This window comes from Lysobacter sp. ESA13C (assembly GCF_019970005.1).
GTDB classification, from domain to species: domain Bacteria; phylum Pseudomonadota; class Gammaproteobacteria; order Xanthomonadales; family Xanthomonadaceae; genus Lysobacter; species Lysobacter antibioticus_B.
On the sequence record NZ_JAHXYK010000015.1, the window covers coordinates 82,449 to 102,798 of the forward strand.

At 65.0% G+C, this 20,350-nt stretch carries 18 protein-coding genes; 14 read left to right on the forward strand and 4 right to left on the reverse strand.

The annotated features are described in order from the left end of the window. The first annotated feature begins 166 nt into the window (after positions 1-166). From LC490_RS23065 to LC490_RS23085, 5 genes are all read left to right on the forward strand, one after another. Positions 167-1,324 (forward strand): hypothetical protein, encoded by a 1,158-nt coding sequence (locus LC490_RS23065; protein ID WP_223621747.1) that lies wholly within the window; start codon positions 167-169, stop codon positions 1,322-1,324. Between the two features lie 670 nt (positions 1,325-1,994). Continuing rightward, on the forward strand, positions 1,995-3,137 hold the full coding sequence (locus tag LC490_RS23070; RefSeq protein ID WP_223621748.1) for a M23 family metallopeptidase: 1,143 nt from the start codon (positions 1,995-1,997) through the stop codon (positions 3,135-3,137). Between the two features lie 105 nt (positions 3,138-3,242). Continuing rightward, positions 3,243-4,073 carry an AraC family transcriptional regulator gene (locus LC490_RS23075; protein WP_223621749.1) on the forward strand — a complete coding sequence of 277 codons (831 nt, stop codon included), beginning with the start codon at positions 3,243-3,245 and terminating at the stop codon, positions 4,071-4,073. Between the two features lie 108 nt (positions 4,074-4,181). Continuing rightward, entirely contained in the window at positions 4,182-4,337 is a 156-nt protein-coding gene (locus LC490_RS23080; RefSeq protein WP_162835523.1) for a hypothetical protein, read from the forward strand. Positions 4,338-4,339: 2 nt separating this feature from the next. Further along, on the forward strand, positions 4,340-5,206 hold the full coding sequence (locus LC490_RS23085) for an alpha/beta hydrolase (protein ID WP_223621750.1): 867 nt from the start codon (positions 4,340-4,342) through the stop codon (positions 5,204-5,206). Positions 5,207-5,279: 73 nt separating this feature from the next. On the opposite strand, the gene bla is transcribed toward LC490_RS23085, so the two are convergent. Then, positions 5,280-6,176 (reverse strand): class A beta-lactamase, encoded by an 897-nt coding sequence (bla, locus tag LC490_RS23090; RefSeq protein ID WP_223621751.1) that lies wholly within the window; start codon positions 6,174-6,176, stop codon positions 5,280-5,282. 371 nt (positions 6,177-6,547) lie between these two features. Here bla and LC490_RS23095 point away from each other — a divergent pair, with 371 nt between their 5' ends. Beyond that, positions 6,548-7,465, forward strand: a complete 918-nt coding sequence (locus LC490_RS23095; protein ID WP_223621752.1) for a hypothetical protein — start codon at positions 6,548-6,550, stop codon at positions 7,463-7,465. A gap of 22 nt (positions 7,466-7,487) precedes the next feature. Here the strand turns inward: LC490_RS23095 and LC490_RS23100 are convergent, their stop codons facing one another. Continuing rightward, positions 7,488-9,047 (reverse strand): MFS transporter, encoded by a 1,560-nt coding sequence (locus LC490_RS23100; protein WP_031372021.1) that lies wholly within the window; start codon positions 9,045-9,047, stop codon positions 7,488-7,490. A gap of 334 nt (positions 9,048-9,381) precedes the next feature. Between LC490_RS23100 and LC490_RS23105 the strand changes: the two genes are divergently transcribed. From LC490_RS23105 to LC490_RS23130, 6 genes are all read left to right on the forward strand, one after another. Continuing rightward, complete coding sequence (locus tag LC490_RS23105) at positions 9,382-10,224, forward strand: LysR family transcriptional regulator (protein WP_223621753.1); 843 nt, start codon at positions 9,382-9,384, stop codon at positions 10,222-10,224. 374 nt (positions 10,225-10,598) lie between these two features. Beyond that, positions 10,599-12,296 carry a M28 family metallopeptidase gene (locus tag LC490_RS23110; protein ID WP_223621754.1) on the forward strand — a complete coding sequence of 566 codons (1,698 nt, stop codon included), beginning with the start codon at positions 10,599-10,601 and terminating at the stop codon, positions 12,294-12,296. A 54-nt stretch (positions 12,297-12,350) separates the two neighbouring features. Then, positions 12,351-12,791 (forward strand): hypothetical protein, encoded by a 441-nt coding sequence (locus LC490_RS23115; protein ID WP_152566220.1) that lies wholly within the window; start codon positions 12,351-12,353, stop codon positions 12,789-12,791. 226 nt (positions 12,792-13,017) lie between these two features. Continuing rightward, complete coding sequence (locus tag LC490_RS23120) at positions 13,018-13,638, forward strand: lysozyme inhibitor LprI family protein (protein WP_223621755.1); 621 nt, start codon at positions 13,018-13,020, stop codon at positions 13,636-13,638. Further along, positions 13,628-15,163, forward strand: a complete 1,536-nt coding sequence (locus tag LC490_RS23125; RefSeq protein WP_223621756.1) for an XVIPCD domain-containing protein — start codon at positions 13,628-13,630, stop codon at positions 15,161-15,163. The genes LC490_RS23120 and LC490_RS23125 overlap by 11 nt, the downstream gene beginning before the upstream one ends. Before the next feature lie 341 nt (positions 15,164-15,504). Next, complete coding sequence (locus LC490_RS23130; protein ID WP_031372015.1) at positions 15,505-16,503, forward strand: hypothetical protein; 999 nt, start codon at positions 15,505-15,507, stop codon at positions 16,501-16,503. A 255-nt stretch (positions 16,504-16,758) separates the two neighbouring features. On the opposite strand, the gene LC490_RS23135 is transcribed toward LC490_RS23130, so the two are convergent. Further along, positions 16,759-17,565, reverse strand: a complete 807-nt coding sequence (locus tag LC490_RS23135; RefSeq protein ID WP_223621757.1) for a hypothetical protein — start codon at positions 17,563-17,565, stop codon at positions 16,759-16,761. 382 nt (positions 17,566-17,947) lie between these two features. Between LC490_RS23135 and LC490_RS23140 the strand changes: the two genes are divergently transcribed. Further along, positions 17,948-19,060, forward strand: coding sequence for a RelA/SpoT domain-containing protein (locus LC490_RS23140; protein WP_223621758.1), 1,113 nt, complete (start codon positions 17,948-17,950; stop codon positions 19,058-19,060). Here LC490_RS23140 and LC490_RS23145 read toward each other — a convergent pair. Beyond that, positions 19,033-19,320, reverse strand: coding sequence for a hypothetical protein (locus LC490_RS23145; protein WP_223621759.1), 288 nt, complete (start codon positions 19,318-19,320; stop codon positions 19,033-19,035). The two genes, LC490_RS23140 and LC490_RS23145, sit on opposite strands and share 28 nt — an antisense overlap. Here LC490_RS23145 and LC490_RS23150 point away from each other — a divergent pair. Further along, entirely contained in the window at positions 19,301-20,206 is a 906-nt protein-coding gene (locus tag LC490_RS23150; RefSeq protein ID WP_343223039.1) for a LysR family transcriptional regulator, read from the forward strand. The genes LC490_RS23145 and LC490_RS23150 overlap by 20 nt on opposite strands. The last annotated feature ends 144 nt before the right edge of the window (positions 20,207-20,350 follow it).

A 20,350-nucleotide genomic window follows, 5' to 3' on the forward strand; every position in this document is an offset into this window, starting at 1 on the left:
ACAGTTTCCCTACAGCTTCGGACGCGGCGGCGGACGATCATGCGCGGCCCTCGGCCGCATCGACACGGTCGTCGCCAGGCTCGACTCGCGCAGGACGATCGATAGACTTGGCGTCCGACGCCGCGCCGGGGGGGCGTGCGTCCACTCAGCGAACAGGATCTTTGCGATGTCCGGAATCGAAATCGCCCGCCTGCGTACGGCGCTGGCGGCTGCGTTGTTATTGACCCTCTGCCAGAACACGGTCCAGGCCGACGTCGTGCCGGCGGTCACGGCAACGCAACCCAAGGCAGCCGCGCCGGACACTGCCCCGGCCTGGCGGCGTTTGAACACCGAAGCGTTCGCGCGCAAGCAGGACGACATTTATTTCGTCGATCGTTCGACCGGCTGGTACGGCAACGGTAAGGGCCTGGTTTACCGGACCCGCGATGGCGGCGAGACCTGGACCCAACAGTGGGAGCAGCCCGGCACCTTCGTGCGCGCGCTCGGTTTCGTCGACGCCGACGTCGGCATTCTCGGCAACATCGGTCCGGATTCGTTCCCGGGCGCGACCGATCCCTTGCCGCTGTACCGCACCACCGACGGCGGCGCGAGCTGGGCACCGGTCGAACGCATCGACGGCCCGGCGCCGGTCGGCATCTGCGCGATCGACGTCCTGCACAGCGAATACATCAACGCCGGCGTGCTCGACCGGCGCACGACCCTGCGCGCCGGCGGCCGTGTCGGCGGGCCGGCGTTCCTGGCGACCTCGCGCGATCTCGGGCGCACCTGGACCTCGGTGGACATGAGCGCGCACACGGCGATGATCCTCGACGTCAAGTTCGTCAACGAACAAGTCGGCTTCATCGCAGGCGCCAGCCATTCCGATGTCGCCCAGTCGCATGCGCGCATTCTCAAGACCCGCGATGGCGGACGCAGCTGGCACGCGGTGTACGAGAGCCGGCGCCCGTACGAGATCACCTGGAAGATGTCGTTCCCGTCGGAGCAGGTCGGTTACGTCACCGTGCAGAACTACGACCCCGACACCGCGGTGGTGCAACGCTACGTGGCCAAGACCGTCGACGGCGGCGAGACCTGGAGCGAGCTGCCGTTGGTCGCCGATCACAAGGTCCGGGAATTCGGTGTCGGCTTCGTCGACGAACTGCATGGCTGGGTCGGCGCCACGCCGAACGGCTTCGAGACCCGCGACGGCGGCAAGACCTGGACGCCCGGCCGCTTCGGCGCCACCAGCAACAAGTTCCGCATCGTGCGCGACGCGAAGGGCACCAGCGTGTTTGCGATCGGGCCGGAGGTCTACAAGCTCGACCTGCCTGCGGCTGCTCGCTGAGCCAGGGCAGGAGCGGCGTGAGCCGCGACTGTGGCACTTCCCGCTACGGTGCTTCTTACCGCAGAGCTGTACAGCAAAATCTAGAGCTTCCGTCCGCTAAAGCGGCCGGGTTACTTTCTTTTGCTAAGCCCAAAAGTCCGTCTGGATTCCCTTCGGTCAAAGCTAACCAAAGAAAAGGGCTTTCCTCGACGAAGCTCCCCTGCGAGTTTGCAGCGGTCGCCGGGATTTTTCGATAGGACATCCTTGTCTTATCGGAAAACGGCGCACGTCCTGTGCGCCGCCCTCCGGGTCTCTAGGCGTTCTCGCGAGCTCGGCGCTACGCCAAGCTTTACGGCACGGCAACGGCAACGGCAAATGCTTTTAGGGTAGGAGCGGCGCAAGCCGCGACCGCGAACCACGGCGTGCTGTGCAAGCGATGCCGGCGAGGCGAATGCGACCGATGACGAAGCGCGTTCTCTGGTAGGGCACGCCTCCTCGCGAACACAACGCGTACAAATCTAGGTCGAGAGTCATGCCCATGCGGGCCGATCCGGCATGGGATGATGCCGGTCGCGCGACACGACGGATGCGCAGCAGCCGTCTGCGTCGCGACTTCGATCATTGCGCTCGCGTCGACCGGCTACCGCCTGTGCGAGCGCTACCGCCCATGCTTTCGACAGGACTCCCTGCGATGTTGCGACCGCTCGCCCTTTGCCTTGCGCTGTCTTCCCTGCTGGCGTTGCCGGCAACCACGCGCGCCGCGAATGCGGCCCTGGTCGATTCCTTCGATCTGGCCGTTCCGCAGGCGCCGACACCGGTGACCCAGGAAGGGCGGCAACGGCTGTATTACGAACTGCACCTGACCAGCTTCAACGAAGCGGAACTGGCGGTGGACGAGCTGCGCGTGATCGACGATGCCAGCGGCGCGGTGATCCAGCGTTTCGCCGGCAAGGATCTCAGCGACCGTTCCCGCGTCATCGGTCGCCCCGGCGCCAGCCTGGCGGCCTTGCGGCCGGGCGAGCGCGGGGTGATCTATCTCGAACTCGACGTCGGCACGCGCGCGCCGCGCAAGCTGCGGCATGCGCTGGGCTTCCGCAGGCTCGCCGCGGCGACGGCGAACTCGGTCGAAGGCGCGCTTGTCGAGGTCGGCCAGCCTGCGCCGGTATTGCTCGGGCCGCCCCTGCGCGGCGGCCCCTGGGTCGCGATCCATTCGCCGGATTGGCCGCGCGGCCATCGGCGCGTGTTCTACACGATGGACGGGCGCGCGCGGCTGCCGGGCCGGCATGCGGTCGACTGGGTGAAGGTCGACCCCTCCGGGAAGACCATCATCGGCGACCCCGATCTGGTGACGAGCAACCTGGGTTACGGCGCCGAGGTGCTCGCGGTGGCCGATGCGCGAGTCGCGGCGGTGCGCGACGCCGCCGTCGAGGCCGCACGCGTTTCCGCCAACCCCAAACACGATTTCGACGAAGCGCCCGGCAACTACGTCGTGCTGGCGCTGGCCGACGGCCGCCACGTCGCTTACGAACACCTGAAGCCGGGCAGCCTCAAAGTGCGCGTGGGCGATAGCGTGCGCCGCGGCCAGACCATCGCCGCGCTCGGCTTCACCGGCGATGCGACCGGGCCGCATCTGCACTTCCACGTCGCCGACGGCATCACGCCCTTGTCGTCGGAAGGCCTGCCCTACGGCCTGAGCGGCTTCCGCGTGCTCGGACGCTACGAGCGCCTCGACCGGCTCGGCAAGGAGCCCTGGCAACCGCTTGCCGAAGGTTTCGTCGCCGAGCGCAAGGGCGAGCAGCCGGGCTCGAACACGGTGATCGAATTCCCGCGCTGAAGCCTGTTCGCCCGCTGCGGGCGTTATCCTGACCGGCCTCGATCCGCGCCACGAAGCCAAAAGTTGGGCGCGAGGATCGATTCCCGGCGGGATCACGACGCAGGCATGTCCGAATTCACCGTAGCGCCCTTGCTGAAGACGCCGACCGTCGCGGTCTGGGACTTGTGCTGCCCCGGCACCGACGAGCATGCGCATGCCGAGGATTGCGTGGGCGCCACCCACCTGATGTTTCCCTACCGCGGCCTGTACGTGCGCCAGGTCGGCGAGGATGCGGCGGTGGCCGAGGCCGGGCAGGTCTTGTTCTTCAATGCCGGCGAGGACGGCCGCATCGTCCATCCGGTGCCCGGCGGCGACGCCAGCCTGGCGGTGCGGGTCGACGAGGTGATGCTGCGCGAGCTGGCGCCGCCGGCCTTGTTGCGCGCAGGCGCGGCGCTGGCGTTCCGGCAGCCGCGTTTGCGCATCGATCCGCGCGCGCAGGCGCTGGTCGCGATGCTGCGCCACAGCCTGCGCGAGAGCATCGCCGAGTCGCTGGAGGCCGAAAGCCTGGCCCTGACCCTGGTCCAGCGCTCGCTCGGGCCGCGCACTTCGCACGCGGCCGGCGCCAGTCTCGGCCGGCAGCGCCTGGTCGATCGCACCAAGCTGGTCCTCGCCAGCGATCTGTCGCGGCGCTGGGCGTTGGATGAGATCGCCGCCGAGGTCGGGGTGTCGCCGGTGTACCTGACCCAGGTGTTCAAGCAGGTCGAAGGTTTGCCGCTGTATCGCTACCAACTGCGCCTGCGCCTGGCGCGCGCGCTGGACCTGCTGGCGCAATACGACGACTTGACCCAGCTGAGCCTGGAACTGGGTTTCTCCAGCCACAGCCATTTCAGCGCGGCGTTCCAGCAGGCCTACGGCCGCAGTCCGACCGAATTCCGCCAATCGGCCCTGCAGCGCTAAGGGCTCGGCAAGCGGGTGCGGCAAATCGCTAAAGATTCCGACAGCGGCCTTCCGGCACCCGTGGCCTACTGAACCTGCCCGGCGTTCGGGCGATTCGGAGAAGCTGTCATGACGGAAAAAACCTGCGCGGCCTGCGATTGCCCGCTCGACGAGAATTCCTACCAGGTCAAGATCGGCGGCAAGGCGGTGGAAGTCTGCTGCGACGATTGCGCACGCAAGCTCAAAGAAGCCTACGGCTCCGCCGCTGCGCCGAATCAAGGTTGATCATGGACGGCAACGTTTCCTCCCCCACCCAGGCCAGCGTGCAGACCCCATCGGGCCGCATCGCTTACCGCGAGCAAGGCGCCGGCCCGGTCGCGCTGTTCGTCCACGGCGTGTTGCTCAACGGCCACCTGTGGCGGCACCAGCTCGCGCATTTGTCCGACCGGCGACGCTGCATCGCCGTCGACCTGTTGGCGCACGGCGATACCGAGATCGCGCCCGGCCAGGACGTGTCGGTCACCGCCAATGCGCGGATGCTCGCCGAATTCCTCGACGCCCTGGGCATCGATCGGGTCGACTTGGTCGGCAACGACAGCGGCGGCGGTATTGCGCAGATCTTCGCCGCCCTGCATCCGCAGCGCGTGCGCAGCTTCGCCCTGACCAATTGCGATACCCACGACAACTGGCCGCCGGAAGCGTTCAAGCCGTTCCTGGCGATGGCAGCCGGCGGCGGGCTCGGCGATACGCTCAACGCCATGTTGGACGACAAGAGCGTGTACCGTTCGCCGCAGGCCCTGGGCCTGGCCTATGAGGACCCGCAGTCCTTGTCGGACGAGAGCATCGAAACCTATCTGCGGCCCCTGGTGCGCAGCGAACAGCGTACCCGCGATCTGCAGCGTTTCCTCGCCGCATTCGATAATGCGCACACCCTCGCCATCGAGAGCCAGCTCAAGCGTCTGCAGGCGCCGACCTTAATCGCCTGGGGCAACGACGACGTGTTCTTCCCGACGAAATGGTCGCAGTGGTTGGCCGATGCGATTCCCGGCACCCGCAAGCGCGTGGAGTTCGACGGCGCGCGGATCTTCTTTCCGGAAGAGCGTTGGGCGGAGTTCAACGAAGAACTGCGCGCGCATTGGCAGGCCAGCGCCTGACCGACTCTGCATTTGATCGCCCACCATCGCGCCGAACGGCGCGGCGGCGGGCGATCGGGTCGCGCCGACGGGTTTATCTCGGCTCGACCGGGCTGAATACCAGGCGAGCGACCGCGGCGTGGATCGCATCGCGTCCGGGGCCGTCGAGCGTGGAGCCGGTCAGATAACAGGTGAGCAGGATCGGCGCGCGTTCCGGCAGCCAAATGATCGCCAGATCGTTGCTGGTGGTGTCGGCGGTGCCGGTCTTGTCGCCGACGCGCGAACCCTTCGGCACCCCGGCGCGCAGGCGCTTGTCGCCGGTGCGGTTGGCGACCAGCCAGGCGGTGAGCTGTTGCCGCGAAGCTGGCTTCAATCCGTCCTGCAGCAACAGCTTGCGCATGGTCGCGACCATCGCCAGCGGCGAGGTGGTGTCGCGCGGGTCGCCCGGGATGGCGCTGTTGAGCTCCGGCTCCTTACGGTCCAGGCGTGTGGTCGGGTCGCCGATGCTGCGCAGGAACGCGGTCAAGCCGGCGGGGCCGCCGACCAAGGGCAACAGCAGATTCGCTGCGGTGTTGTCGCTCAGCGTCATGGTCGCCTCGCACAGCTGGGCGACGCTGGCGCTGGAACCGGCCAGCGGCTCGGTCACCGGCGAGTAGGCGATCAGGTCGCTCTTGGCGATGGGCATTTTCTTTTCCAGATCGAACTTGCCGCGTTCGACCTCGCGCAGCACCGCCGCGGCCAGCAGGAACTTGAAGGTGCTGCACATTGGGAAGCGTTCGCGGCCGCGCCAATCGAAATACTGGCCGCTGCCGGTGTCGAGCATGCCGACGCCGAGGCGCCCGCCGCTGTTCTTTTCGAGTACGCGCAACTGCGCGCTCCAATGGCTGGTCGGCGCCGTGGCCGCAGTCTTGGCGAATGCGTTCAGATGGGGGCCGAGGCCGGCGGTCAGCAGCAGGCCGCTGGCGCACTGCAGGAAGTCGCGTCGATGCATAGGGGGTCTCCTGTGGGTCACCGATTATTGGAAGCCTGATCGGTGCCGACAAACGAAGTTTTCTAAGGGCTGGTACAAGATTTTCTTGCGGCGGCGGCAGGGAGCGAGGCGGCATCGAACGATTTCGCCGATGGCCTGTGACGGAATTGCGAATATTGCGCTGCGAGGTCGATGCATGGCGGTCGCGGCTCGTGCCGCTGCTACCCCGGCGATGTGCGGGGTGGGCAGGACGTCGCCCCAAGGGCTACAGAGCGCGCTTCAGCGAGTGATGCTTGGATCGCCAGGGCCCGCGTTCGATGCCTTAGGCCTGTTCATCTGCAACCGATCGCATATCCCGCGCATCTACAGCGACTGGTACCGGAGTCTGCCGCATGAATCCTTACGCCCAACTGATCCTCATCGCCTCGCTGACCGTCATCGTCGCCGCTCCGATCCTGTTCGGGGCGATCGGTGTGTGGCGCAGCCGTTCGGTCGCGTCCGCAGCGGCAGCGAGCGGTCCATGGCGCTGGCAGCGCACGCTTCATTCCAGCCTGTTGTACGCGTTGAGTTTCAGTCTGATCTTCTTCATCCAGGAATTGTTCCTGGTCGTGCCCAAGGCCTTGACCCCGGGATTGCGGGCGACGCTGTACCACAACAATCACAACTGGACCGGCGACAACCCGCTCGCCCACCTGTTCCAGGGCACCGGTGCCTTGGCGATCTTGTTGACCGCATTGGGCTTCGTGGCCTGGCTCAAGCTGCGCCCTCCGCGCACCGAGACCGCGCGGCTGTTCGCGATCTGGATGGCCTTCCATGGGTTTTTCCAGTCCCTGCCGCAGGTGGTGGTCGGCGCGGTCCTGCCGCAGAACGACGTCGGCATGGCCTTCGGCTATCTGCAATGGGCCGATACCACCAAGCTGGTCGCCGGCCTGATCGCGCTGGTCGTCATCGCCGCCATCGCGATCCGCTTCGCCGCGCCTTTGCTGGCGCTGGCGCGCGATCCGGCCGAGGTCGCCACGCCGGGGCGGCGCTGCGGCTTCATGTTCCGCATGGCCACCTTGCCGGCGCTGCTTGCCTTGCCGCTGATCGTGGCGATGCGAGTGCCCGGCAGCCTCGACCAGGTCGCGATCGTGCCGGTCGCCGAGTTCGTGATCGGCGTGTTCTGGTTGCAGGCCTATGCCTGGTGCGCCCAGCCACGGCGCATAGGACAGGCCGAGCCCGCGTCCTCGATCGCGGGTGTGCTGTCGCTGGTGATCGCACAGTTGCTGATCTTCCAGTTCGCGCTGCGGCCTGGCATCGCGTTCTATTGATGCAGCGGCCGCGCTTCGCCGGCTAGCCGCCGCAGGCCGGGGCCTGCGCCGCTTGCGCGCCGGCCCTGCGCATGGGCGCGAAAATGATCAGGCTCAGTGCGGCGAGCACGCACACGCCGATGCCGCCATACCACAGCACCCAACCGAAGCCGTGAACCAGGGCCTCGCGCGCCACCGTCTGCGCATCGCCCGACAGTGCCAGGCCGCCCAGCGCGCCGACATCGCCGGCCGCCACGCGTCCGGCCAGGGCCCGCAGCTGCGCGCCGTCGAGCGCCGCACCCAGCATCGGGCCGTATACCGAGCGCAGATGCGCGGCGATGCCGGCGACCAGGATCAAGCCCATCAGGGCGATGTTGATCGCCAAGGTGATCAGGCGCGCGCTCATGTCGATGCCCGAGGCCATGCCGGTGCGCGACGCCGGCACCGAGGCGGTGGTGGTGTTGCTGACCGGCGTATTGGTCAGGCCCAGGCCGCAGCCGGCCAACAGCGCGCCCGGCAGCATGGTCATCCAGCTCGCCCCGTCCACCGCGCTGCCGTAGCGCATCGCGATGAAGCCCAGGCCGATCGCCAACAGCCCCAGCGGAATGATCCAGGCCGGCCGATAACGCGCCGACCAGCGCTCGGCCAGCGGCGGCATCGCCAAGGTCGGCAGCGTGTACGCCAGCAAGGCCAGGCCGGCAGTCACCGTGTCGTAGCCCAGTGCGCTCTGGAAGTAGATCGGCAGATAAATCATGAACGGCCAGAAGCTGAAGTTCATGCCGATCGAGCCCATGATCGCCCCGGAAAACTCGCGGATGCGGAACACGCCGAAATCGAACATCGGGTGCGGATGGCGCTTTTCCACCCACGCGAACGCGATCAGGCTCGATGCGGCGAACGCGAGCACGCCCAACAGGATCGGATCGGCATAGCCCGACTCCGGCGCCTGGGTGATGTAGTAAGTCAGTCCCAACACGGCCAACGACAAGGTCGACAAGCCGCCGATGTCCAACCGGTGCGACTGCGCCTCGCGCGATTCCTCCGCGCCTGCTGCGATCATCGACCAGGTCAGCAGCGCCAGCGGCGCGTGCACCAGGAACACCCAGTGCCAGTTCGACAGCGCGACGATCGCGCCGCCGATGATGGGGCCGAAACCCAGGCCGAACCCGAATACGATGCCGAACACCGCGAACGCGCGGCTGCGCTCGCGGCCGTCGCGGAACTGGTGCGAGAGGATCGCGAACTGGCTGGTCAGCATCGCGCCGCCGGCCAGGCCCTGCAGAAAGCGTCCGCCGATCAACACCGGCATGCTCTCGGCGAGGCCGCACAGCAGCGAGGTCAGGCCGAACGCGATCACGCTGATCACGAACACGCGCCGCCGCCCGTAGCGATCGGCCAAGGTGCCCGCCGCCATCAACACGGTGGTGCAGGCGAGGGTGTAGGCGTTCATCACCCACTGCATGTCGCGCAGATCGCCGTGCAGTTGGCGTTCCAGCGTCGGCAGGATCACCGGCACGCTGGAGATTTCCAGGCCGAACATCAGTGCGGCCAGGCTGACCGCTGCGAGGGCGAGGCGGTTCTTGGCGGATCGGGACAGGCTCATGACGGCAGACTCATTGCGGCGCGCTCGAAGGTGGATGGGGATAGACCGATCGAAGGCGAAGCGCAGCGCCGAAACGTCGGCGCGAGCGGACGCGCCGCGATGCCGCGCGGCGTCGCGTGATGGGGGCGGTGGGGTGGAGCGGTGCGGCGAGCGACGGCTTCGCGGCGAGCCAACGCGTTCGCGGGAATCGAAAGCGTTACAGCGGGCCGGCCGCCGCGACCGCCTCGCCGGATGCGATGGCGCTCATTCTGGTCGAGCCGGACTCATGAGGGAAATGATTTAATTTTGTAGAATCAATTAAAGGCCGTCATGAATCGGCCGAGCCCTGGCGGCCATGGACTTCGATCCGACCTTGCTGCGCACCTTCATCGCGGTCAACGATGCCGGCGGTTTCACCCGCGCCGCCGAACGCCTGCATCTGACTCAATCCGCGGTCAGCCATCAGATCCGGCGCCTGGAGGAGCACGTCGGCCGCGCACTGCTCCATCGCACCACCCGTCGATTGACCCTGACCGAAGACGGCGAAGACTTCCTGCGTCACGCCGAACAGATTCTGCAATCGCTCGATGCCCTGTCGCGGCGCTTCCAGCCTTCGCCGATCACCGGTGCGGTGCGTTTCGGCGTGCCGGAAAACTTCATCGGCGACCGCCTGCCCAACCTGCTGTGCCAGTTCACCCGCGCATTCCCGAACGTGCGCATGGACGTCAGCGTGAGCATGAGCATGGACCTGCGGCAGATGGTCGATGCCGACGAACTCGATCTCGCCGTGGTCATCGCCTTGCCCGGCGACGACGCCGACACGGTGCTGCGGCGCACGCGTTTCGTCTGGGTCGCATCCGACAGCTTCGACATCGCCGCCGGCCGCTCGCTGCCGTTCGCATTCTTCCCTTCGCCGTGCATCAATCGGCAGGTCGGCGTTTCCGCGCTCGACGGCACCGCGGTCGAGTGGCATGTCATGTTCACATCGCCGAGCCAGCAAGGCTTGAACGCGGCGATCTCGGCGGGCCTGGGGATCACCGTGATGGTGGAAGACGACGTCGTGCCCGGCATGCGCATCGTCGACGGCGAATACGGCCTGCCGCCGCTGCCGCTGGCCCAGTTCGTCCTGCTGCGCCGCCCGGGCGGCTGCACGCCGGCGGTGGCCGAGTTCGGGAAGTTGGTGTTGGCGCTGCCGTAGGCGAGGCTGCGATCGCGATCGCGATCGCTCGAGGGCGGGGGCTGCATTGCGAGTATCGAGTGAATCCCGGCCTTCGTAGCGTCGTCACGCTGCGCGGTCGCGGCTTACGCCGTTCCTGCAAAATGCCGGTGCGGCCCCTGTAGGAGCGGCGTAAGCCGCGACCCACGCCAAGCCGATTCCCACGCCGATTCGAGCGCTGCCGGTGCGACGCGAATCATGGCCCGCTTCGCGCTTGGTCGCCCACGGTCGCGGTTCGCGCCGCTCCTACCCGTCGGACGGCGGCCTGTCCGATCCAGGCCGCAAGATGCCCAATGGCCGATGGACCCATCACGCCCTCCTGGCTAGTATCGGCCGGACCATCCGAGGGCCCCTCCATGAAGTTGCCAATCGCCACACCGCTGGCGGTGCTCTGCGCCGCCGTCCTTTCGCTGCCGGCCATCGCCGCCAAGCCCGCCAAAGCCCCCAAGCCGCCGAAAGCGCCGACCTTCGACGCCAAGCGCCTGTCGGAAGAGGTGAAGGTGCTGTCCTCCGACGAGTTCGAAGGCCGCGGCCCGGCCACCGCCGGCGAGACCAAGACCATCGACTACGTGGTCGCCCAGCTCAAGGCGGCCGGCGTGCAGCCCGGCGGCGACCCGCAGGGCAACAAGCGCTTGTGGACCCAGGCCGTGCCGCTGCTGCGCTCGGACATCGAGGGCACGCCGAAGCTGTCGGTCACGGTGAAGAAGAAGGCCCGCGCCCTGACCCAGGGCAACGAGATCGCCGTGCGCGCCGCGCTCGACGGCTCCAAGGCCGTGGCGATCAAGAACGCGCCGCTGGTGTTCGCCGGCTATGGCGTCACCGCGCCCGAGCGGAACTGGGACGATTTCAAAAACGTCGACCTCAAGGGCAAGATCGCGGTCGTGTTGATCAACGACCCGGATTTCGAGACGGGCGAAGGCGAGTTCGGCGGCAAGGCCATGACCTACTACGGTCGCTGGACCTATAAGTTCGAGGAAGCCGCGCGCCGCGGCGCCGTCGGCCTGCTGATCGTGCACGAGACCGCGCCGGCATCCTACGGCTGGGCCACGGTCAAGAACTCCAACACCAACACCATGTTCGACGTGGTCCGCGACGAGCCCGGCAGCGCTCACCCGACCATGGAAGGCTGGATCCAGCGCGACCTCGCCGTGAGCCTGTTCAAGAGCGCCGGCCTCGACTTCGACAAACTCAAGAAGCAGGCGCAGACGCGCGACTTCAAGCCGGTCGTGCTGAAGGGCGTGACCCTGTCGGCCAACTACGCGGTGAAGAGCGAAGTCATCACCTCGCAGAACATCGTCGGCCGCGTCGACGGCAGCAAGAAGTCCGACGAGACCGTCATCTACAGTGCGCACTGGGATCACCTCGGCGTCGGCGCGCCCGACGCCAAGGGCGACACGATCTACAACGGCGCCGTCGACAACGCCACCGGCATCGCCTCGCTGATCGAACTCGGCCGCGCCTTCGCCAAGGGCAAGCGCCCGCAGCGTTCGGTGGTGTTCCTCGCCGTGACCGCCGAAGAGAAGGGTCTGCTCGGTTCGGAGTACTACTCCTCCAAGCCGCTGTACCCGCTGGCCAAGACCGTCGCCGTGATCAACATGGACGCCTTCGATCCGGGCGGCGTCTCGCGCGACTTCACCACCTCCGGCAGCGCCAAGCAGGAGCTGCTCGACGAGTTGATCGCCACCGGCCAGCGCTGGAATCTCAACTACGTCACCGACCCGAAGCCCGAGGCCGGACACTTCTTCCGTTCCGATCACTTCCCCTTCGCCAAGCGCGGCGTCCCGGCGATCTCGTTCGGCTCGGGCGAAGACAAGGTCGAGGGCGGCACCGCCGCCGGCAAGGCGGCCGAAGAGACCTACACCCGCGACCGCTACCACCAGCCGGCCGACGAGTGGGAGGCCAGCTGGACCTTCGGCGGCATCGCCCGCGACCTGCAGATCCTCTACACCCTCGGCAACGACCTCGCCAACTCCCGTCGCTGGCCGAACTGGAGCGAGGATTCCGAGTTCCGCGGTCAGCGCGACGAGACGGCGGATCAGCGTCCGGCGAAGTAATGCTCCGGCAATAGTCGGCACTGATCGCACAATGCCGACGACGAAACGGTCGCGGTGGAGCCGACGCTCCCCGCGGCCGTTTTTGTTTGCGAAGTCTCGCGCGACTCGTTCGCTCGTCAGGCTCGGTCGAGCTTCGCATCGCGAAACAAGCGCAACTTTCGTTTGCTCTTGTGCGGGCTGGGGTTTCGCGGGCTGGTGCTCGATGCCGCCGATCCGGACATCTACGGGGTCGAAGCCAGGATCGACCCGGCCGAGGCCAATGCACTGCTGGCGGGATTCACGGCCCTGTCCCTGCCGATGTTCCTTCCATCCGCCCGGTTCGGCCTCGATGGTGTTCGTTACGGCATTGCCTTCGGCGATGGTTGGTGCGGCACCGAGGTCGCATGGTGGTCCGAGCCCGACGAAGCCTGGCGCCCGTTGGTGGAGGCGTATGAGCGCACGATCGCCCGCCTGGAGGCCAGGCTGCCGGCCAGCACGTTGCGGGCCAAGGCCTGAGCGGTGAAGGCAGGAGCTGGTTGCTGGCAGGTGCCGAACTGAATCAATGCTCGATTAACGTGTCGTGCCGGGGTCAGATTTTTCTGATTGCCAAGCCTCGCCAGTCGCGATAAAGGTGTTTCTCGTTGCCAACCGATGTTTCACTGGCACAACCGGTCACGGGATCTGTACCAGTCGTCCCAGCGTGGTTCGCGTGAGGACGGCGGTGCCTAGCGAAAGGACACGTATGCCGATCCAATCTTTCGACAAGGGGCATCGGAATCGCCGGTGGCCGGCAAGCGCGGTCTCCGCAATAGCGGGGGCTGTGGCGTTCCTGCTGCTTGGTTGCGCCGCGGCGGCCCCACCCACGGTGACACAGCAGAGCGGGGCACCGAACAGCCCAACTGCGCCGAAACCCCAGCGTTACCAGCCGGGCGACGACTGCCTGGCGATCGGTGACACAGACGCGCGCGAGGAATGTTTCGCTCTGTCGGAGGACTACCGGCAGTGCGCCACCGGCGACCTACGCTGCGCTCCCTACAAAGAGATGTATGCCCTGCGTGGGGAACTGGCCAAGCTGGAGGCCGACGCCTATGCCCTGGCCGATAAGACCTATGGCGGTCTGAAGATGTGGGACCGGGCTTATCTGGCCGATATGAAGCAGAGCTTCACCGAATCCAACACGGCGTGGCGCACGTATCGCGACAGCCATTGCACCGCCGAGCAGTTCTACGCCGGCACCACACGCAAGGACATCGGCGATCTGGCCGAAGCCTGCAGAGCGCGTCTGACCCAGGCGCGGATCAAGGAAATGAACACGCTGATTCAAGGATTGAAGCCTCTGGAGGATGGAGACCATGAGCGATGAACCGAGCCGGTATGTCTATAACCCGTTGGATCGCACCACTTTTGAAGCCATCGCGTACAACGCCATAGGCCGCGGCAGCGAGGTCAATACGCTACCGGCCTATCGTCTGAGCCATAGCAGCGCGGCTTCGGGTTGGTCTGTCGGTCTTATGCAGTGGGACTTCGGCCAACCCGGGCGACGGGAAAAGGTCCCGGAACTGCTGGCCGGCTATCAGCAATGGGCACGCGGCGACGATGCGTTCACACCGGCCGAAATCGCTTCGCTGAGCACACGCTTGCAAGCACCGGGGCAAACTGGAAACGCCCTGAGCCGCGACGAGCAAAGCCGGTTGAACGAATACCTGCGTTCCGACCCGGGACGTGAATTCGTCAACGGGTTGGACCGCGAGCAGATTGCGTACAAGTGGGAGAGCGTCGGGCAGCCTCTTTCGCAGATTTCGTGGCTTCAGCAGCTCAATCGGACCGATCCGGGTCAGGTGGCGGAAATCGTGACGATGGCTGCCAAGCGATTCAATCAGGGCGAAGTGCGGGGACGCGAGCTGATTTCGCACTTGCGGCAGAACGAAACGACTTCGCAGGGGCTGAGCGACTGGATCGCAGACCATAGCGCCCGGGCGCCGGCCAATCGCGAAAGTGTCGTGAGTGGGCGGGATGCGGCGCTGTCGGCGGTGCGCTTGATGAACTCGTTGGAGCTGGGCGACGGCCCTCTCAGTCGGGCTTGGCGCGAGCAAGTTCACAGCCAGGGCGACGTCGGCCTGACTCAGGACTTCAACTCCAGGACGGACTCGCAGTTGCTCGATGCGATGATGCGAGACCCTGCCAGCGGCGGTCGGATCTTCGCCCAGTTCGAGGAAGGGGCGCCGGCCACGGCGGTCGCGATCGCTGGCGCGAACGAGCAGGCGCGAATGGAAATGGCCAGCGTCCGGGTCGACCGCGACGGCGTCCTGACGATGAACACCACTCAAGGCGTGGACTATTCGCTGACGCAAGACGGTTGGCAGGTGACCCATCCCCAGCCGGAGCGGCGCGCGCCGGACAGCTTGGATCACATGGAACCTGGGATGTTGCCTTTCGGCCCCGCAGGACGCGGCGCTGGCGCGGATGCCGGCGGTGCCAGGCCGGATGCACTACCGCAGGCACCGGTCGACAGCCCCGTCATCCGATCCATTCGCGATCGTTTGCCGGATGCGTTCGCCCAGCACGGCCCGGTGCCGCCGGCCCAGGACCTCGACCGCATCGCCGCCTGCCTTGCGGTCGAGTGCCGGCAGGGCGGCATCGGCAAGCCGGATCACGTCGTGGTCGGGCATCCCGCGCCCGATGGCTCGGGCCGGCACGTGTTCGCGGTCGCTGGCGCGTTGAACGACCCGGCGCATCTGCGGGCGCAGGTAACCGGACAGCAGGCGGCAATGACGCCAGTGCAGGACTCGTTGTCGAAGCTCGAGGCCTTGCAGGTCCAGCGCGGTGAGGATCAAAGCTTGGCGCAGCAGCAAGCCGAATATCAGCGCCCGCCCGCGATGAAGGTGTAGCCGCTGCTTTCTGCCGTTTTGCATCGCAGCCGATGAACGAGCGCGACATCCATCGCGCTTCAGATTCGCCGTAGCGCACGTTGCATCGGAAGCGTTCCCGCCGGCGCCCGATTCGTTCCCACATTCTTCCTCGAAACCTCGTCGCCGACTGCCTAGCGTGGTCGGGCCGGCGCGGTTGCGCGCCGATTCGGTGGTCTCGGGTTCGAACGGCGTGCGTCGTGCGCCGCTGCCGGCGCAAGCCGACCGTCGGGCCGTCGACTCGGGCGTGTCGTCCCTTTGCGTTTCGATCGGGCGCCGTTGCCGGCTTTGCTCGCCATGCGCCATCAACTCAAAGGAATGTCATGAACAAGAAAGTGCTGGTCACTGCGCTGTGCGCCCTGGTCGTGGGCCTGCCGTTGTCGTCCTGGGCCGAAGAGTCCGAACAGGAAAGCCCCAAGGAAGAATGGGAGCTGGCTGCAGCCACCGATCCGACGCCGCCGCAGGTGAAGAAATTCGCTTCGATCCTCGAAGACCTGGATCGGCGCTATCCCGACAGCGGCCAGGTCGATGTCGAGAAATTCATGGAAGCCGAAGGCGAGGGCGTGGCGCTGAGCTATTGCGCGGTGCTCGGCTTCGACGGCGCCTGCGTGATCGAAGAGAAAGAGGGCGAAGAATTCTTCGTGCCTTACGCCTCGTCCAAGACCGCCGCCAAGGGCCTGCTGCGCTGGTGGAGCTGGCTGGAGCCGCGCTTGTTCAGCGTCGGCGTGATTCCGCAGAGCAACTACTGCCCGAGCGGCTATTCCTGGTCGCAGATCCACATGGACGACGAAGACCGCCGCAACGCCAATGGCCGCGGCGGCTGGATCGGCGCAACGTCTTCGGGCGGCAACACCACCTGGCGCTTCTGCAAGGTCGACACCGTGCGCGCGCTGTCGTTCCGGCCCTTGCCGAGTACCGGCAACCAGCACGATTACGCGGTGCTCAACATGGGCGTGTTCTGCCCCTCGGGTGCGCGCCGCTACACCCGCGTGCAGGAGAACGAGATCTGGCGCAACGCCAACAGCTCCTCGGGCGTGATCTTCCCGAACTTCCGCGTCTACAACACCTGGTTCACCAGCTATTGCCACTTCGACGGCGGCGCCTCGTCCTGGCTCGGCCACATGTCGAGCTTCCCGAAACTCGGCTTCGCCTATGGCGTGTTCGGCCCGCAGTCGATGCCGAGCAAGTACGCGCTGGCGCGCGGCTGGGTCCATCAGGACGACGAGGACATCCTCAACTGGAACGGCTGGTGGTTCGGCAGCGGCGACGACGTGATGCACGGCGGCCGCAACACTTGGCGCGGTCTGGTCAAGGTCGAGTGAGTTCGGGCCGCACCGCGGCCGTCGCCGGTCTCCCCTGTAGAGCGGCGGCGGTTGCGGCGCGGTTTCGGCGGTCAGTGCGGTGGAGCTTGCATGCTCTCTTGTCCTTCATTCGTCGGCTTAGAGCGCAAACCGTTACTCGGGCGTACGAAGGTGATCTTGGAGGCCCACTCGTCCAACGTCGCTGAGGAATACTTGCTGCCTAATCGCCAATTAGGGGCTCAAACTCAACGTCGCATTCAAGGGCTACCAACGACCTCAGCTTCGGCTCCTTCGATTGGTCATTAAGAAGCCCATCAGCATCATCGGAGCCAAGCATATAAATAGTGCAATGCGCCCCCATTTTTCGCCAAGTGCATCGACCGCAGGTATGGACAGTAGTATTACCGCACCCATTGCGCACGCAAGCGCACCGAGCAGAGTCGCCCAAAGATTCAACTGTCTCTCGGCGCTAGGGAAAGCGCATAGCGAAAGTGCCGCATAAAGACATGCTAGACAAATTCCTGAGATGATCGACATGACCACTCTGCGCGACTCTCGGGCACCCGAAGTATCTGTAACCTTAATTCTTTGAATTCCAGCGATACGAGCATTCGCGGAGAAGAATGGGGTGACCGAATCCGTAATAACAGAAAATGTGAGGCTGTCATCCGAATTCAAAAGTAATGGCGAAATTTCAATCTTGTTGTCACGAACGCTAATTACAGGCTTTAGGTCTCCGGGGGCTGATTCGGTCACAAGTGCCTGTAAGATGCGAGCCTGCCCTGCTTGGATTGTTATATTTGTTTCGAAGTCTTTCGCGATGATGGGTTTGGTTCCGGCATTTTTCATAGTTATGACCGAAAGGTATGGGTGGTCAATTTTATTTCCATTTAAGGTAATTTCTATGGTGTTCGGTATTTTGTCTGGGAGCTCAGTGTGTAATGCGGCTTTCGATACTACTGTAATTGATATGTCGTGAGACTCGCGATCTGCCCACCAAAATGCCATTGTCAGAACGAGCCCCAAAATTCCTACGGTCAATCCAGCTATCGTCGTTGTGCGCTCATTCCAGAATTTATTCATGGTGAACTCGGCTTCGTTAGAAACATGCCCTGGTCCCGATTGCTATGGTCATGGGCTCCCAAAAGTTAAACGTAACGGTAGGCCATGAGGGGACACTGACAACAACGCCTTCGCCGCGATCAATCATGCGCGATGGCTTCGGCAATTGACTATCTGTGTGCAGGGCTGTCAGCACTAGCGGGATAGGCATTCCAGTAATTCGGCACTACAGGGCGGAAGGCTGGTTCTTTGCTCGATCCGATGTTCGGAGATGGGGTGTCGAAGTGCAAACGCGACACGATTAGCCTAGCTAGTATCCAGCGATTGAGCAGGTGTTCTGTCGGTGAGCTCAACAGATGCGCAGGTTAAAGGATGATGCTTTAGTTTGCAGGCTCGGCGGGAGATGACTGATTATGCCCGCGTCATGCGCTTGGATTGCTCAACGAATCCACTGGGAGGGGGGATGGCTTTCGTACAACCTGAGTACACGCGTGGGCAGGTTCGGCGCGCCGGCGAGGCGTTGCGACGTGATCCGCCCGACGAAGTTGAGTTGGCACGGGAGATGCCCGTGATTACGAACTGGCGTGCCGCGCACGCCTATCCACTCAACACCTTTCAAGCAACTTTGCGTCAAAAATTGTCGAATCTCGGGAGTAGTTCTCGAGGTTCGCTTGTCGGGCAGCGGCTAAAACGTTTGCCTTCGATTGAGGCCAAGTTGAAGCGTTTTGCTACGATGAACTTGGAGCGCATGCAGGACATTGCCGGGTTGCGTGCAGTTGTGCCTGGCATTGCTGGATTGCGGAACTTACATCGCTCTTACCTGCGGGCGCGTTTCAGTCATCAACTTCGTAGCGCGCACGATTACGTTGAGATTCCAAAGGAAGACGGGTACCGCAGTATCCACTTGGTATATCGTTACGAGAAGAATTATGTCAGCCCGTATGACGGCTTGTTCGTCGAGCTGCAAATGCGAACGCGACTGCAGCACTCGTGGGCGACGGCCGTTGAAACGGTCGACATCTTCGCCAACCAGGCAATCAAGGCGGGGCGCGCGAGCCCGGAGTGGGGCGAGTTCTTCAAATTAGCGAGCGCTGCCTTTGCAATTAATGAAGGATGCGCCCCGCCGACTGAATACGTAGGGCTCTCCGCGAAAGATATCCGCGCACGTCTCATTGCCGCGGATCAGCCAATGAATGCTCTAGTACGACTTCGCGCCTTTGCAGTAGCGGCAAATCACATTCAGCGATTAGGTCGCTCTACGGCGGACTATCATCTTGTGATCTTGGACACGGATCGAAGGCGACTTACAGTCCAGCCGTTCTCGATGGACCAGTTGGACCAAGCCACAATCGAATATGCAAACGCGGAGCGGCGGGCTGCCAAAGGGGAGCCTATCGATGCCGTTCTAGTCGCAGGTGGGAATATTGACCAGCTTCGAAAGACGTATCCCAACTATTTCCTGGACGCTACCCGCTTCATAGCCGACGTTTATGCTCTGCAAGCCGCAAGACCTTGATTGCAAGTTGCATAGCTGATTGCTCGTTGCTGTATTCGAACATGTTGGCCCAGCACCGCGTGCCGATCGAGTTCGTGCTCGAAAGTCGAGCGCTGTTTCAGGTCCGAGGTGTCGATCGCGATGATCGAGCTGACACGATAGGGTCGGATCAGCGCGTCCATCGTTCCATCGGAGCGGCTTGTCGAAGCGCGAAGCAGGCGGACAATGGCGAGTCTTTCGCTCTCGATGCCGCCGCCCCCCATGGATGCCTTCACCCTCATGCGTTCGTTCCGTCGCATCGTCGAGCTCGGCGGTCTGGCCAAGGCGGCCGAAGATCTCGGCGTTTCGCCGGCCGGGCTCAGCAAGCAGTTGCGTACGCTCGAAGCGCATCTGGGCGCGGTGTTGATCCAGCGCACCACGCGGCGCATGAGTCTGACCGAGACCGGCCAGGCTTATTTCCGCGAATGCGTGCGGCTGCTCGACGAGCTCGACGCGCTCGAGGCCTCGGTGCGCCAGCAATCGCAGCAGGTCGGCGGGCGCCTGCGGGTCAACGCGCCGGTGTCGTTCGCCTTGAGCACGCTGTCGCCCCTGGTGGCGGAGTTCCTGCTGCGTTACCCCGAGTTGAGCCTGGACCTGACCCTGGAGGACCGATTGCTGGACGCGGTCGGCGAAGGCTTCGACGTGTCGATCCGGCTGCGCGCACAGCTGCAGGATTCATCGCTGATCGCGCGCCAACTCGGTTCGGTCCGCCAGATGCTGTGCGCGGCGCCGTCCTATCTGGCTCAGCATCCGCCGCTGACGTCGCCCGACGAACTGCAGCGGCATTCGCTGTTGCATTACAGCCTGGCCGAGCCGCCGGGCTTATGGCCGTTGCAAGGGCCGCAGGGGCCGGTGTCGGTGCAATGGCCGGCGCGGGCGACGGTCGGCAACAGCCTGGTGTTGCGCGATCTGCTGGTCGCAGGCCTCGGCATAGGCGCCTTGCCGTCGTTCCTGGCGGCGCCGGCGTTGGCCAGCGGCGCCTTGGTCGAGGTTTTGCCCGAGTACCGGTTCGCGCCGCGCCAGGTGTTCGCCGTGTACCCGACTTCGCGCCATTTGCAACCGAAGGTGCGCGCCTTCGTCGACTTCCTGGCCGAACGCCTGCCGGCTGCGCTCGCCGCGCATTCCTGACCCGCAGCGAAAACTGTCGCAACGCCGCAGCGCTGTTTCCTTCGCCGCGGCTTGCGCATCCTGGGGCCTGTTCCGTACCTTGCCGCGCTCGCCGAGCGCCGGTCCGTCGGTGCTTCCCTTCATGCGTCGGCCACAGCGCCGGCG